The organism is Pannonibacter sp. XCT-53 (assembly GCF_009915765.1).
Classification (GTDB): Bacteria; Pseudomonadota; Alphaproteobacteria; order Rhizobiales; family Stappiaceae; genus Pannonibacter; species Pannonibacter tanglangensis.
The window spans coordinates 1,130,687-1,144,721 of record NZ_JAABLQ010000001.1; the positions used below are offsets into that span (position 1 = coordinate 1,130,687).

The 14,035-nt window shown below is 67.0% G+C and carries 13 protein-coding genes; 9 read left to right on the top strand and 4 right to left on the bottom strand.

Features of this window, described 5'->3' with window-relative positions; all coding sequences use genetic code 11:
• Positions 1–250: 250 nt before the first annotated feature.
• The 4 genes from GWI72_RS05265 (at position 251) to GWI72_RS05280 (ending at position 3,471) form a co-directional block, all read left to right on the top strand.
• Positions 251–535 (top strand): hypothetical protein, encoded by a 285-nt coding sequence (locus GWI72_RS05265; protein WP_161708047.1) that lies wholly within the window; start codon positions 251–253, stop codon positions 533–535.
• Between the two features lie 80 nt (positions 536–615).
• Positions 616–1,452 (top strand): MbnP family copper-binding protein, encoded by an 837-nt coding sequence (locus GWI72_RS05270; RefSeq protein WP_209000055.1) that lies wholly within the window; start codon positions 616–618, stop codon positions 1,450–1,452.
• Between the two features lie 4 nt (positions 1,453–1,456).
• On the top strand, positions 1,457–2,578 hold the full coding sequence (locus GWI72_RS05275) for a methanobactin export MATE transporter MbnM (protein WP_161708048.1): 1,122 nt from the start codon (positions 1,457–1,459) through the stop codon (positions 2,576–2,578).
• On the top strand, positions 2,575–3,471 hold the full coding sequence (locus tag GWI72_RS05280) for a copper chaperone PCu(A)C (protein ID WP_161708049.1): 897 nt from the start codon (positions 2,575–2,577) through the stop codon (positions 3,469–3,471). The genes GWI72_RS05275 and GWI72_RS05280 overlap by 4 nt, the downstream gene beginning before the upstream one ends.
• A 124-nt stretch (positions 3,472–3,595) precedes the next feature.
• On the opposite strand, the gene GWI72_RS05285 is transcribed toward GWI72_RS05280, so the two are convergent.
• The 3 genes from GWI72_RS05285 to GWI72_RS05295 all read right to left on the bottom strand — a co-directional run bounded on the left by GWI72_RS05285 (position 3,596) and on the right by GWI72_RS05295 (position 6,571).
• Entirely contained in the window at positions 3,596–3,904 is a 309-nt protein-coding gene (locus GWI72_RS05285; RefSeq protein WP_161708050.1) for an antibiotic biosynthesis monooxygenase, read from the bottom strand.
• Positions 3,905–4,048: 144 nt separating this feature from the next.
• A complete protein-coding gene (lsrK, locus tag GWI72_RS05290) occupies positions 4,049–5,611 on the bottom strand; it encodes an autoinducer-2 kinase (RefSeq protein WP_161708051.1) in 1,563 nt (520 codons plus the stop codon).
• A 6-nt stretch (positions 5,612–5,617) separates the two neighbouring features.
• A complete protein-coding gene (locus GWI72_RS05295; RefSeq protein WP_161708052.1) occupies positions 5,618–6,571 on the bottom strand; it encodes a sugar-binding transcriptional regulator in 954 nt (317 codons plus the stop codon).
• Between the two features lie 236 nt (positions 6,572–6,807).
• Between GWI72_RS05295 and lsrA the strand changes: the two genes are divergently transcribed.
• The 5 genes from lsrA to GWI72_RS05320 all read left to right on the top strand — a co-directional run bounded on the left by lsrA (position 6,808) and on the right by GWI72_RS05320 (position 12,750).
• On the top strand, positions 6,808–8,310 hold the full coding sequence (lsrA, locus tag GWI72_RS05300; protein WP_161708053.1) for an autoinducer 2 ABC transporter ATP-binding protein LsrA: 1,503 nt from the start codon (positions 6,808–6,810) through the stop codon (positions 8,308–8,310).
• The gene (gene lsrC / locus GWI72_RS05305; protein WP_161708054.1) at positions 8,303–9,391 is read left to right on the top strand and encodes an autoinducer 2 ABC transporter permease LsrC; all 1,089 of its coding nucleotides are present in this window, start codon (positions 8,303–8,305) and stop codon (positions 9,389–9,391) included. Before lsrA ends, lsrC begins: the two co-directional genes overlap by 8 nt.
• Positions 9,388–10,386, top strand: a complete 999-nt coding sequence (locus tag GWI72_RS05310) for an ABC transporter permease subunit (RefSeq protein ID WP_161708055.1) — start codon at positions 9,388–9,390, stop codon at positions 10,384–10,386. The genes lsrC and GWI72_RS05310 overlap by 4 nt, the downstream gene beginning before the upstream one ends.
• A gap of 14 nt (positions 10,387–10,400) precedes the next feature.
• Positions 10,401–11,432: an autoinducer 2 ABC transporter substrate-binding protein LsrB gene (gene lsrB / locus GWI72_RS05315; RefSeq protein WP_161675995.1), complete on the top strand. Its 1,032-nt coding sequence runs from the start codon at positions 10,401–10,403 to the stop codon at positions 11,430–11,432.
• Between the two features lie 64 nt (positions 11,433–11,496).
• Positions 11,497–12,750 carry a class II aldolase gene (locus GWI72_RS05320; RefSeq protein ID WP_161708056.1) on the top strand — a complete coding sequence of 418 codons (1,254 nt, stop codon included), beginning with the start codon at positions 11,497–11,499 and terminating at the stop codon, positions 12,748–12,750.
• 372 nt (positions 12,751–13,122) lie between these two features.
• Here the strand turns inward: GWI72_RS05320 and GWI72_RS05325 are convergent, their stop codons facing one another.
• Entirely contained in the window at positions 13,123–14,013 is an 891-nt protein-coding gene (locus GWI72_RS05325; protein ID WP_161708057.1) for a hypothetical protein, read from the bottom strand.
• Positions 14,014–14,035: the final 22 nt, after the last annotated feature.

The following is a 14,035-nucleotide window of genomic DNA, read 5'->3' on the forward strand; positions in this document are numbered from 1 at the left end:
GGGGGCGTCATGCTCGAGGGGTCGTCCTTCCGGCTCCGTGGCACCTCTGCCGGCGGTCGGCCTCATTGATGCCGGAGACTGCTTTCAAAAGCGTGACCGCACGCCGCAGGGCTGCAGGGGCCGCTTGTCCTGATACGGCATGCGATGCTGGGTACCAGACATGTGGAACTGCCGTCGCCCCCTCCGGTCCGTTCTGGTCGCGCTCTGTGTGCTGGCCCTGATTGCGCTCGGGGGCGGGGCAGGCGCAGGGATGCGCTCGGCACCCGAGCGCGACGCAGCGCTTGCGGCCTATGTGCTGGCCGGTGGCAGCCTCTCCGATCTCTGTCTCGGGGGTGGCGAGGAACCCGACAGCCATCCATCGTCCTGCAAGGACTGTACCTTGTGCAAGGTGCCGCAGCCCTTGCTGATCGAGACGTCTCGTCTGCCGTTTCCCCGCAGCACGCCCGAGGCAGGCAGGTTCGAGCGCCAGGACGCTGTCCCCGCGCTCGCAGCCATGGCCATGCGTGTCAGGGCTCCGCCGCACCAGGCCGGCTGAGCTTCTGTCCGCTGCAGCCCGGCCGGGCCGCAGCCCCTTGCCCTTTTCGGGCCTGCCTTCTTTCGGGAAAGATCCCTCACATGAAACTGCATCTTGTTGCGGCGCTTGCCGTCCTGTCGTCCACGCCGGCGCTCGCCGACATGCGCGTGTCCATTCCCTTTGCGGCCGAAATCGGCGGCAAGGCCTTTTCCTGCTCCGAGACCTACGCCGGCCTTGGCAGCACCGGCGCCGAGGTGAAGGCGGTCGACTTCCGCCTTTTCGTCTCCAACGCCGCTCTGGTGCGCAAGGACGGCACGCTGCAGCCGATCACGCTGGACCAGGACGGCCAGTGGCAGACCGGCAGCACCGCGCTCATCGACTTCGAGGACGCCAGCGGCGGCTGCACCAACGGCACCAAGGCGCTCAACACCACCTTGCGCGGCATCGTACCGGCCGGCGAGTACCAGGGGCTGAGCTTCACGGTGGGCGTGCCCTTCGAGATCAACCATGGGGATCCGACCCTGGCGCCGGCACCGCTCAACACCACGGCGATGTTCTGGAACTGGCAGGGCGGCTACAAGTTCGTTCGCATCGACATGGTTCCGACCGACCGCAAGGAAGATGGCCCCAAGGGCTGGTTCCTGCATCTCGGCTCGACCCAGTGCGACGCGGCCTCGAAGACCGAATCGCCCAAGGCTTGCAAGAACGGCAACCGCATCGACGTGCAACTCGACAGCTTCCGCCCGGACGGCAGCACCGTGGTGATCGACCCGGCTCCGGTGGTGGCAGGGGCGGACCTGCGGGTGAATGCGCCGGAGACCTCGCCCGGCTGCATGGCCTTCCCGAAGGATCCGGACTGCATGACCGTGATGACCAAGCTGGGGCTGCCCTACATGGACGTGGCGGCCGGTCCCCAGGCGCTTGTCTCCCTGCGCTGACGCCATGCGCCGGCTGTTGCAGACGGCGGCGGCGAGTGTCTGGCTGGCTGTGGCGGTGCATCCCGCCGCAGCCGAGACCTTCGTCTGGCCCTTGCCCGCCTGGATGCCGCCCCCCGTCGTGCCGGGCGACAACGCCATGACGGCGGCCAAGGTGGATCTCGGCCGTCATCTCTTCTATGACGCGCGCCTGTCCGCTGACGGAACGGTCGCCTGCGTCTCCTGCCATGTCCAGGAGCGCGCCTTCACCGATGGTCGTCCGACCAGCGTCGGCATCGACGGGACAACGGGGCATCTCAATGCGCCGAGCCTCGCCAATGCCGCCTACCTGCCGGTGCTGACCTGGGCCAATCCGCACATGACCACGCTGGAGTTCCAGGCGCTGGTGCCGCTGTTCGGCGAGGCTCCGGTGGAGATGGGCGGAGCCGGGCGTGAGGTCGAGATCTTTGCCCGTCTGGCGGCGGACCCCTACTACGCCACAGCCTTTGCCGCGGCGTTTCCGGAGCGGCCGCAGCCGGATCTCTTCACGGTCACCCGGGCACTGGCTGCGTTCCAGCGCTCGATCGTCTCCGTGGCAAGCCCCTACGACCGGTTCAAGTATGGCGGGCAGAGCGATGCCCTGTCCGAGGCGGCGCAGCGCGGCGAGCAGCTCTTCTTCGACCATCGCCTTGAGTGCTATCATTGTCACTCGGGCATCCACTTCACCAACAATCTCAAGACCATCCGGACCAGCACAGGTGGCGGGGAGGCGGGCTACCACAACACCGGCCTTCATGACCCCTATCCTGATGCGGCGCCCGGACTGATCGAGATCACGGGTCGGGAGGCAGATGCCGGCCGCTTCCGGACGCCGAGCCTGCGCAACGTCGCGCTGACGGCGCCCTACATGCACGACGGCTCGATCCCCGACCTCAGGGGCGTGCTGGAGCACTATGCCCGTGGCGGTCGTGCCGGCAGCCATCCGCAGAAGGACGGCATGATCGTGGGGTTCGAGGTCAGCCCCCGGGAGGTCGACGACCTCATCGCCTTCCTCGAAAGCCTGAAGGACGAAACCCTGATCCACAACCCGGCGCTTGCCGATCCCTGGCCGGAAGACCATCCGGCCCGCGCCAGACGGGTGATGCCGTGAGCGCGCGACCGCACAAGCGCCTCGGCGGATCGACCTTGCGCGCGCGGCTGATGCTGCTGGCGGTTTGTGCCATTCTTCTGGCACCTGCGCGCGCGCTGGCGCATGACTATCTCCATGGCGACCTGCAGGTGATCCATCCTGCCATCCCGGCCCTGGCTGCGCCGGGCGGGCCCTGGCCGGTGCACATGGTGATCGCGAACGATGGCGCAGTCGCCGACCGGCTGTTGGCGATCGAGACCGAGTTCGGACCCGTGCGGTTGCGCCGTCCCAACGCCACTGGTGGCAGCGATGCGCTTGCCTGGCTGGCGCTGCCGCCGGGCGAAACTGTCGTGCTGACAACAGGCGAAACGGAGGGATGGATCGCCGAGGTGCCGCGTGCGCTGATCGTGGGGGAACAGGTGTCGGGAACGCTGGTCTTCGAGCGGGCCGGGCGGCTGCCAATGGTCTTCCTGATCGACCCGGCGCCCGAGACGGCTGCGCTGCCTGTCGCGATCGCCCGGGAGGATGCGGGCGCGCCCGACGCCGGTACGCAGCGCGACCCGGGGGAAGATATCGTTGCCATAGCGGCGGCGCTGTCGCGGGCGACCTCCGGTGACGCGCGGGCCGTCGCCCCCGTGGTGCTGCAGGGCGACGTGGCGCTGGCGGGCTTCCGCACGGGCGAGGCAACCGCGCTCGCCTTCCTGCGCTTTGTCCCCGACGCAGGTTGGCACGTGGTGCTGTGGTCGAACGACAGCCTGCTGCTGCCGGCGAGCCTCATCGGGCTCGGGGTCTCGCGGCCGGCGGCAGAACGGCTCATCAGCGAGGCGAGGGCTCGCATTGACGCCGCAGGAGGCGCCTTTGCCGCCGCGCTTGGCCGCTTCCCCGGCACGGCCTATCCGTCGACCCCTGACTGATCCTCGCCGGCGGCTGCAAGCAGGAAACTGCTTTCAATTCCGTTGACCGGCGCGACCCTGGTCGCCTGTTGGCGGTGCGGGCCCGTCGGGAGACCAAGGGGGGCGCGGCGCAGTCCGGCCCGTGTCAGCCGGTCGTCAGGAAATCGGCCATCTCGACGTTGAAATAGGTCTTGGTGCGCGGGCCGGTCAGGATCGGGTCGATCCGGCGGACGCACTCGCGGTAATGCTCGGTCTTGCGGTGGTCGTCGAGCGCTTCGGCCGATGTGAAAACCTCGTAGATGACGAACCGGGTCTCGTCGTCCGGGTCGCGCAGCACATCGAAGCGCAGGTTGCCGGGTTCCTTGCGGGTGCCTTCATAATTGATGCGGAAAGCGTCGATGAATTCCTCGACATGGCCGGGCTTGACGTTGATGGAGACCATCTGGATGAGCATGACGGGGTTCCCTTTTGGGTTGGTGGGGTGTCGGGGGAGAACTGGCGGCCGCCCGGACGGGGCGCCGGCCATGTCGGTCGGACCCTTGCGTCCGGCTGCAGGCGGGCGACGACCGGTCGGAACGGGGCGGCTGCCAGCGTCGGGTCAGAGACCGGGGGCCTTCCACATCGGCGTGGTGATGCCGTCGTCGACGAGCTGGCGCTGCAGGGCATAGGCCCGGGCCCAGCGCTCTCCGGCCTCGTCGTAGATGGCCTTGTGGGCGAGGTTGGGCTCGAAATGCCGGTCCCAGCGCACCCAGTGGGTGGCTGCATCGGCAAAGTCGCGGTGGAGCCCGATGCCGATGGCGGCGGCGGCGCCGCAGCCCAGCGCGGTTGCCTCCTTCACCACCGGCGTGACAACGGGAAGGCCCGTGGCGTCCGACAGGATCTGCGACCAGTGGGCGGATTTGGAAGCGCCGGCGGCGAAGATGATCCTGTCCGGCGTGCGGCCGGTGAGGGTGAAGATCGACGAGAGATTGCGCGCGGCGACGATGGCGGCATTTTCCTGCAGGGCACGGAAGATGGCGGCCTTGCCGGACTTGGCCGGGTCGATTGACAGGTTCAGGAGCGACGGGGCCGCGTGATACCAGGCGCCGTAGCGCATCACGTCGGAGAAGACGGGAATGATGCCATGGGCGCCGACGGGCACATGGGCCGACTGCTCTTCAAGCAGGCGGTAGGCGTCGCCATCCGGTCCGGCTGCGGCCACTTCCTCGGCGCCGAAACTGTCGCGGAACCAGCGCATGACGAGGCCGACGAAGAAGCTGATCGCTTCGGCCTGGTTGAGGCCGGTGACGACATGGGGATTGATGCGCAGGTTCATGGCGCTGTCGGAGACCGACGGGGCGACGTTGACGACCTGCTGCCAGAAGGTGCCGCCGAGGACGGCGCAATCGCCCTCCCTCACGACACCGATGGCGGCCGAGCCGATCTGGCAATCGCCGCCGCCCATGACGACGGGCGTGCCGGGCAGAAGCCCGGTCTCGGCTGCCGCGTTGGCCGTGACCTCGCCGATGCGGGTGCCGGGTTCGACGGTGGGCGGGAAGATGTCCGTGCGCAGCCCTGCGCGGGCCGCAGCTTCCGGCAGCCAGTCGCGCGTGGCAAGGCTGTGGAGGCCGGTGGTGCCGGCGTTCGAGGGATCGCTGGCGATGACGCCGGAGAGGCGCGCGAGGATCCAGTCGGACAGCATGCTGATGCGGTCGATCCGCTCATAGACATCCGGCAGGTGCCGTTTCAGCCAGAGGAGCCGGGGCAGGGCGCCGAGCGCGAAGGTCTGGCCGGTCTGGCGGTAGAGATCCTGTTCGAGGCCCGGGACGTCGCGCTTCAGGTCGGTCACTTCGGCATTGGCGCGGCTGTCGACATTGGCGCAGGCCCAGATTTCCCGGCCCGAGCGGTCATAGGCGACGATTGCCTCGCGCATGCTGGTGGCGCTGACGCTGCGGATGTCCGCCGGTGCGATCCCGGCGGACGCGATGGCCTTGCGGATTGCCTGGGCCAGGGTCTGCCAGTTGGCCTCGACGTCGAAGTCCATGGAGCCGGGAAACCGGGGATCGGTCCGGTGCCACCATTCCTGCTGGGCGCTGGCGATCTGGTGGCCGGCCTCGTCGAAGATGACGGCGCGGCCACTGCCCGTGCCAGCGTCAAGGGCGAGCAGATAGGTCTTTGCCATGATGTCTCAGTCCCTGACGTCCAGAAGTGCGGTGGCCGTGGTCTCGTCGGTGATCAGGATGCCGATGAACTTCCCACGCAGGGCGGAATGGATTGCCTGGACCTTGCTCAGGCCGCCGGCGGCCGCGACCACCTTCTCGGCCTTGGACAGGCTTGCGAGTTTCACGCCGATGACCCGGTCATGCAGCGGCAGGTCCAGCACCTCGCCGCGCTCGTTGTAGAACTGGCAGAGGATGTCGCCGACCGCGCCCTTGCGGCGCAGCGGCACAACGTCGTCCGGGCTGATGTAGCCGGCGCGCACCACGGTGGACCCGGGGGACAGTTCGCCAATGCCGACAAGCTGGAAAGAGGCGTTCAGCGCCATGTCGAGGAGATTGGCGACAGCCGGTTCCGACGACAGGTTCGCGGCAACACCGGGATCGCGCACCACGAGCGGGGCCGGGACGAGGTGAACGCTGCGGCCCCAGTTGGCGGTCCGCATGCCCTCGACATAGGTGCTGACGCCGCCGGTGAGGCTGACCAGCCCGATGTGCTTCTCGTTGGCCAGATGCCCGAGCCGCTGGATGGTGTTGCTGACGGTCGCGCCCCAGCCGACGGCCAGAAGGTCATCCTGCTTCAGCCGCTGCATGAGGAACTGCGCCGCAGCCTGGCCGAGGCGGTCGCTCGGATCCTCTTCCGGCAGGCGGGGGACGACATAGGCCTCGAGCAGGCCATAGCGGTCCTTGATCTCGCGCTCGAGGGTCAGGCAGCCCTGATAGCGCGAGTTGATGCGCACCTGGATGATGCCGGACCGGCGGCCGCTGTCGAGAAGCCGGGAGACCTTGATGCGCGACATGTTGAGCCGCTCGCCGATCTCGTTCTGGGTCAGGCCGTCATTGTAATAGTACCAGGCGATGCGGGTGAGGGTTTCCTCATCGGCATCGGCATAGCTCCAGTCGGTGTTGCCTGCATCCGTGCTCATGGCGGGTTCCTCAAGCGGACATTGAACATATGAGTATCAAAGAAACATTTGATCCGTCAACGGAGGGGCGGATGAAAAAATCATGACAGCTTGCGCGCTGACTGAAATGGCTTGAATCCGGCAATTTGAAGGAATTTTATGCCGCAGTGCGGCATGGCCCTCGCGTTGAGCATGTTGACGAGGCTGTCTTCATGTGATCATTTCATCCGCGTCTGATACATTTGAACAGGTGCGGAATGACTGCGATGCCTGCGGCCGGGAGGGCTGCCAAGCTCACGGACATCTGGAAATCCTACGGTCCCGTTCCGGTGCTGAAAGGGGTCTCGCTGTCGCTTGAGCCCGGCGAGGTGCATGCGCTTCTGGGAGGGAACGGTGCGGGCAAGTCGAGCCTGATGAAGATCATGGCCGGGCTCATTGCCGCCAATTCCGGCGCGGTGGAGATCAACGGCCGGGCGCTGGCCCATGCCTCGCCTGCTGCCGCACAAGAGCTCGGCCTCTACCTGGTGCCGCAGGAAGCGCATATCCTGCCCAACCAGACCGTGCTGGAGAATGTCTGCCTCGGGCTGGCCGCCTCGCCGCGCAAGCTGCGGCCGCAGGTGATGGCGCTTGTGGCGGAACTCTCGGTTTCCCTCGACCTTGATGCCCAGGCGGCCACGCTTGAAATCGCCGAGCGGCAGATCGTGGAGATCCTGCGCGGGCTTCTGCGCCAGGCACGGGTGCTGATTCTCGACGAGCCCACGTCGGCGCTGACACCGTTCGAGGTGAAGGCGCTGTTTGCCTGCTTGCGCAAGCTGCAGGGGCAGGGCGTCGGCATCTTCTTCATTTCGCACAAGCTGCGCGAGATCCGCGACATCTGCGGCACGATCAGCGTGCTGCGCGATGGTGTCATTGTGCTCTCCGGCGCGCTGGACGGGTTCAGCGACGCGGAAATCATCGAGGCGATGAGCCGGGTGCAGTCCGGTGACGAGGGGCTTCGTGCGCCGGCCACCCGGGCAAGAGGTCTCGCCGGACCGGCGAAGCTGCAGATCGAGCGTCTGGGCGGGGAGGGGTTCCGCGACATCAGCCTGGAGGTCCGGGCGGGCGAGATCCTCGGGCTCGCCGGCGTCGTCGGCGCCGGTCGGACGGAACTCGCCGAAACGGTTTTCGGCTTGCGGCCGCAGTCGTCCGGGTCCGTGCGTCTTGACGGCGAGGAGCTGACCGGCCGCTCGCCGCGCCGCTGTGTCGACCGGGGGCTGGTCTATCTGCCGGAGGACCGGCAGCAGCATGGCCTGTTCCTCGAGGCACCGCTTTACTGGAATGCCTCGTCCTATCTCGTGCACCGGCTGCCGTTCTTCCTGCGGCCGGGCGCCGAACGCAAGGCCTTCGACGGTTTCCGCGACCGGCTCGGCATCAAGTGCACCGGCCCCGGCCAGGAGGCGCGCCGGCTTTCGGGCGGCAACCAGCAGAAGGTGCTGCTGGCCAAGTGCCTCACCGTCAATCCGAAGGTGCTCATCCTCGACGAGCCGACGCGCGGCGTCGATGTGGCGGCCCGCAACGACATTTACCGGCTGATCCAGTCGCTGGCCGAAACCGGTGTTGCGGTCCTGCTCATCTCTTCGGACTTCGACGAGATCGTGCAGCTCTCGGACCGGGTGCATGTCATGGCCTTCGGCCGTTCCTCGGGCGAACTGACGCAGACCCTGTCCGTCGACGCGATCGCCCATCTCGCCTTTGGCTCTGCGGAGGCCCATCATGCTTGACCAGCTGGCGCGAAACCGCGTCGCCACCCTGCTTGCCATCCTGGCTGGCCTCTTCCTTGTGATCGGGATCGCGTCGCCGGACTATCTCTCGGCCACGACCTTCTCGCTCATCCTGTCCAGCAGCCTCGTGCTTCTGCTCGTCTCGATCGGCACGATGGTCGTGATCCTGACGCGCAACATCGACGTCTCGACCGGATCGATCCTCGGCCTCAGCGCGGCGGTGCTGGGCCTGTCGCTGGATGCGGGCGTGGCGCTGCCTGTCGCCATCGTGCTGTGCATTGCGACCGGCGTGCTTGCCGGCGCGTTCAACGGGTTCCTCGTTGCCATTCTCGGCATTCCCTCCATTGTCGCGACGCTCGGCACGCTCGGGCTGTTCCGCGGCCTGATGCTGGTCCTGACCGGCGGCAAGTGGATCGAGGACCTGCCGCAGGGGCTGAAGCTGCTGGCGGCCGATCTCGGCTTCGGGTTTTCGGTCGCAGGGCTCTGCGTGCTCGCCGTAGCAGTAGCCGCCTGGGGGTTCCTGACCTTCACCCGGTTCGGACGCTATTTCTATGCGGTCGGCGACAATCAGGCTGCCGCGCATCACCTTGGCGTGCCCGTGCGGCTGGTGCAGTTCCTGTCCTTTGTGGTTGCGGGAGCCTGTGCGGCGCTGGCGGGACTGGTGTTTGCGGCGCAGATCGGCTTCATCCCGAACCAGGCCGGCAATGGCATCGAGCTGAAGGCCATCGCGGTCAATGTGCTCGGCGGCGTCAGCCTTCTGGGGGGAACCGGGTCCGTCGTCGGTGTCTTTGCTGCGGTGATCTTCATCACCTCCATCGACAGCGCCCTCGTCTTCCTGAAGATCCCGGCCTACTGGAACGACTTCATCGCCGGTGCGCTGCTTCTCAGCGTGCTCCTGCTCGATGGCCGCATCCGCATGGTGATCGACCGGCGGATCCGCGCCCGCCGCTACGCCGTCCCTGAAAGGCATCCGGTTCACGCGCAGTCGTCGGCCCAGTCTTCGGCCCAGTCTTCGGCCCAGTCTTCGGCCCAGTCGTTGGCCCAGTCCGGGGTCGATATGGTCGCGGAGGCACGGCCATGAAGAAGCTCGTCTTCCGCTGGGAAACCGCGCTGCTTGCCATGCTGGTGCTCGAGCTTGCCGTCTTCGGCCTGATCAACCCGCGCTTCCTCAATCCGCCCAACCTTATCTATGGCACGTCCGACTTCGTGCAGATCGGCATCGTCGCGCTGCCGCTGACGCTGGTGATCATCGCCGGCGGGATCGACGTGTCCTTTGCCTCGGTGATCGGGCTGGCGGCGATTGTCTTCGGTGTTGCCAATTTCTTCGGCGTGCCGCTGCCGCTTGCCATTGGCCTGGCGCTTGGGGTTGGCGCGCTCTGCGGCGCCTTCAACGCCGCCATCATCCACCTGTCGAAGATCCAGCCGCTCGTCGTGACGCTCGGCAGTCTCTACCTGTTCCAGGGCACCGCGACCGTTGTGTCGGGCCTGGTTGGCGCTGGCGGCTACGAGGGCATCGGCAACTTCCCCGAGGCCTTCAACGCCTTCGGCTATGCCGAGGTCGCCGGTCTTCCGGCCTCGCTGGTCCTGTTTCTGGGGCTGGCCGGTCTCCTGATCCTGCTGCTGCATTTCACAAGGTTCGGCCGTTCGGTGTTCCTGTGCGGACAGTCGGACAAGGCGGCCCGCTTTGCCGGCATCGCGGTGACCCGGGTGCAGAGCCTGACCTATGTGGCAATCGGTGCCTGCGCGGCCGTCGCGGGGCTGGTGATGTCGGCCTATTTCGGCTCGGCCCGCGTTGATCTCGGCGCACAGACGCTGCTGCCTGCGGTCACGGCGGCCGTGCTCGGCGGGGCATCCATCTACGGCGGGCGCGGCTCGATCATCGGCACGCTGCTCGCAACCTTCGTCATTGGCTACTTCCAGCAGGGACTGCAGGCCATTGGCGTTCCAAGCCAGATTTCCAGCGCACTTTCGGGAGGGTTGCTGGTCATGGCGGTCGCACTGCGCCACGCAAGCACAGTGCTGACCGATGTCATTGCCGTCGCCAGGCAGAGCAAGGCCCGGCTGGCGGTCAAATAAGGAGGAGGAATACCATGCGCACACGAGTTCTGAGCCTTGGCACGATGGCGGCCACGCTTCTGGCCAGCACCATGCTGATTGCCGGCGCGGCGAAGGCCGACAGCCAGATCGCCTTCATTCCGAAGCTGGTCGGCGTCGGCTTCTTTACCTCCGGCGGCGCCGGCGCGGTGAAGGCAGGGGAGGAGATCGGCACCAAGGTGACCTATGACGGCCCGACCGAGCCGAGCGTGTCCGGCCAGGTGCAGTTCATCAACAATTACGTCAACCAGGGCTACAAGGCGCTGATCGTGTCGTCGGTCTCGCCGGACGGCCTGTGCCCGGCGCTGAAGCGGGCCATGGACCGCGGCGTGCTGGTGATGACCTGGGACAGCGACGTGAACCCGGAATGCCGCAGCTACTACATCAACCAGGGCACGCCGGACCAGCTGGGCGGCCTCCTGGTCGACATGGCGGCAGAAGGCGTGACCAAGGAGAAGGCCAAGGTCGCCTTCTTCTATTCCAGCCCGACGGTGACCGACCAGAACGCCTGGGCGGAAGCGGCCAAGGCCAAGATCGCCAAGGAGCATCCGGGCTGGGAAATCGTCACGACGCAGTATGGCTACAATGACGCGCAGAAGTCGCTGCAGACGGCCGAGAGCATCCTGCAGGCCTATCCGGACCTTGACGCGATCATCGCGCCGGACGCCAACGCCCTGCCGGCGGCAGCCCAGGCCGCGGAAAACCTGAAGCGCGCCGAGGGCGTCACCATCGTCGGCTTCTCGACGCCGAACGTCATGCGCCCCTACATCGAACGCGGCACGATCCAGCGCTTCGGCCTGTGGGACGTGACCCAGCAGGGCAAGATCTCGGTCTATGTCGCCGATCACGTTCTCAAGAACGGGCCGATGAAGGTGGGCGACAAGCTGGACATTCCGGGCGTCGGCACGGTCGAGGTCTCTGCCAACAAGGTGCAGGGCTACGACTACGAGGCGGATGGCAACGGCATCATCCTGCTGCCGGAGCGCACCGTGTTCACCAAGGACAACATCGACAAGTTCGACTTCTGATCACCCTTCCTGCGGCAGGCGGCGCGCGCTGCCTGCCGTTTTCTGTTTGCACTGGGACATGCCGATGAAAAGCCGCTGGAATGACGCTGACGCGAAGATGTTTGTTGACGAGGCCCTGGCGGCCGGACAGGACGCGGAGCTGGGGCTCCGGGTCTATTCCTCGCGGCTCATCGGCAGTGATCCAGACCTCGTGCTGCACGGCGGCGGCAACACCTCCGTCAAGGTGACAGATGCGTCGGGCGAGCGGCTCATGCATATCAAGGGCAGCGGCTGGGATCTGGATTCCATTGCCGCTCCCGGCCTGCCGGCGGTTCGCCTCGATCCGCTGCTGGCCGCGCGCGAGGGGCCGAAGCTGTCGGACCCCGAAATGGTGGCGCTGCTTCGGGCGAACCTTCTGGAGGCGAGCGCGCCGAACCCCTCGGTCGAGGCGCTGCTGCATGCCTTCCTGCCCTTCGCCCATGTGGACCACACCCATGCCACCGCCATCCTGGCGCTGGCCGACCAGCCCGACATGCGTGCGACGGTTGCTGCGGTCTATGGCCGGCGGCTTGCCTATGTTCCCTATGTGATGCCGGGCTTCGACCTTTCCATCGAGGCCGACCGGATCTACCGCGAGGCTCCGGGCTGCGAGGGGCTGTGGCTCGAGAACCATGGCCTCTTCACCTTCGCCGATGACGCGCGCAAATCTTATGAGCTGATGATCGAGTTCATCTCGATGGCCGAGGCGGAACTGGCGCGCAAGGGCGTGGCACTGACCGGCCCGCAGGCGAGCGACGGCCCTTGCGATGCGGCCCTGGCCGCCCGGATCGAGGCGGCGCTGCAGTCGGCGGCAGGATCGCCCTTCGCAAAGGGCGTTGCGCTTGACTACCGCTCGACACCGGCCATTCGCGCCTATGCGTCGCGGCCGGATGTGGAGGCGCTCAGCCTCAGGGGCACCGTGACGCCGGATCACGTCATCCGCATCAAGCCCTGGCCGCTGGTCCTGGAGCGCGGTGCGAGCGACGCGGACATTGCCGCCGGACTTGCCGCCTATGCCCGCCGCTACCAGGACTATTTCGAGCGCAACGCGGCGAAGGCGGCCGAGCCCAAGACCATGCTCGACGCGTTGCCGCGCGTGATCCTGGTGCGCGGCGAGGGCATGTTCGCCCTCGGCGCCAATGCCAAGGCGGCGCGGATCGGCGGCGATCTCTGCGAACAGATGGCCCGCGTCATCACCGCCGCCGAGGCCTATGGCACCTTCACGCCGATCAGCGAGGCCGACCTCTTCGACATGGAATACTGGACGCTGGAGCAGGCGAAGCTGAAGGTGGCGGGGTGACGGGCACTGCCGTGCCGTGCCGCCCGGGCGCTGAATGCCGAGCGCTGAATGCTAAGCACTTAACGCCGGCGCTGAACGCAGAACGCCGGCGCTTTCGTTCTCCTCAGCCCCTGCCAGCAACGCCCCGCAAGGGGATCACCGTCCGTTGCCCCGTGCAAGGCAGCGGACGCCCTGACGATGGCCCGTGACGGCGAGGCGGCGTGCATCCCGTGTTTGCCTGCTCCCATGACGTGTGGCATGGTCGCGGTGGTGTGGTCGTCAACCGGGTGGGGACGTGTCGGCAAATTTCGGTCATCTGCAGCAGCTCAGCCCCGAGCTGCATCGCCTCGGTACGCTGGCGGAGCGTGACGGGCCGGCACGGTGCCAGGGTGGTCAGCGCGCGTCGGAGGCGTCCGGCGTGGATCGGTGTTCGACCCGGACATCGACATGGTACGGGGCGGGGGAGGTGACCACGATCGTGTCGCCCTCGCGTGCCCCGGAGGCCTCGAAGAAGGAGCGGACCCAGCCGCGCTTGCGGAACAGTCCCTTGGTGCGGTCAATGTCGGACAGGACAGGCGAGGCCCCGCCCCAGTCGATGACCAACTCCCGTGGCGCTGCGCTGTCCCTGTTGCCCCCGCCGATGCACTCCTGCGGGAACCTGTCCAGAAACTCCCGGATGTAGAAGTGGCTGTTGCGGAGGTTTCCGCCGGTGAGCGTTGTCCTGCCCAGCAGCTGCGCCGGCCCGTCGGTCGGGGCGCCGGCGGGACGGTCCGCCCCGGGCCGGATCGCGGCCGCCGCAACATCCGGCCGGGGCGAGAGCGACGTCATGACAGCAGCATCGACCTTGCGCGTTGCGCGCCAGGCATTCTCCGGGTCGACGCGGCTGCCGGCCTCGTCCAGGACGCGTGTCAACTGCCCTGCGACGTCGTCGGAGAACTTGACCCAGGTCACCGCGCCGTTCTTGTGCTCATAGGGGACCGGCCGATCCAGTTTGCGAACATCCTCCAGTTTCCAGGGAATGACCCACCGCGCGACCTTGCCACTGCGGATCTCGGCCTCCGAAATGCAGTGATGATCATGGGCGGCGATCATCTCGTCGAGGGTGAGGGCGGGGCCACAGTCGACAAGCCTTGCAAGGCCGACGACCGTGCCGCTTCCCTGCCGGATGAGACCGAACCATCCGCGCGTTGACGTTTTCTGCGCGCGCATTTCCCAGTCCTTCCGGCCCTGCAGGATGTGCTCGATCCAGGGATCGCGAATGACCAGACCTCGTGTTACCTTCATTGCTCAGTCTCTCCAGGGGCAG

Excerpts from the sequence above, each read along its gene's own strand:
- GWI72_RS05265 (WP_161708047.1), top strand. The coding sequence starts at position 251 with ATGCGCTCGGCACCCGAGCGCGACGCAGCGCTTGCGGCCTATGTGCTG.
- GWI72_RS05270 (WP_209000055.1), top strand. The coding sequence starts at position 616 with ATGAAACTGCATCTTGTTGCGGCGCTTGCCGTCCTGTCGTCCACGCCG.
- GWI72_RS05275 (WP_161708048.1), top strand. The coding sequence starts at position 1,457 with ATGCGCCGGCTGTTGCAGACGGCGGCGGCGAGTGTCTGGCTGGCTGTG.
- GWI72_RS05285 (WP_161708050.1), bottom strand. The coding sequence starts at position 3,904 with ATGCTCATCCAGATGGTCTCCATCAACGTCAAGCCCGGCCATGTCGAG.
- lsrK (WP_161708051.1), bottom strand. The coding sequence starts at position 5,611 with ATGGCAAAGACCTATCTGCTCGCCCTTGACGCTGGCACGGGCAGTGGC.
- GWI72_RS05295 (WP_161708052.1), bottom strand. The coding sequence starts at position 6,571 with ATGAGCACGGATGCAGGCAACACCGACTGGAGCTATGCCGATGCCGAT.
- lsrA (WP_161708053.1), top strand. The coding sequence starts at position 6,808 with ATGACTGCGATGCCTGCGGCCGGGAGGGCTGCCAAGCTCACGGACATC.
- lsrC (WP_161708054.1), top strand. The coding sequence starts at position 8,303 with ATGCTTGACCAGCTGGCGCGAAACCGCGTCGCCACCCTGCTTGCCATC.
- GWI72_RS05310 (WP_161708055.1), top strand. The coding sequence starts at position 9,388 with ATGAAGAAGCTCGTCTTCCGCTGGGAAACCGCGCTGCTTGCCATGCTG.
- lsrB (WP_161675995.1), top strand. The coding sequence starts at position 10,401 with ATGCGCACACGAGTTCTGAGCCTTGGCACGATGGCGGCCACGCTTCTG.
- GWI72_RS05320 (WP_161708056.1), top strand. The coding sequence starts at position 11,497 with ATGAAAAGCCGCTGGAATGACGCTGACGCGAAGATGTTTGTTGACGAG.
- GWI72_RS05325 (WP_161708057.1), bottom strand. The coding sequence starts at position 14,013 with ATGAAGGTAACACGAGGTCTGGTCATTCGCGATCCCTGGATCGAGCAC.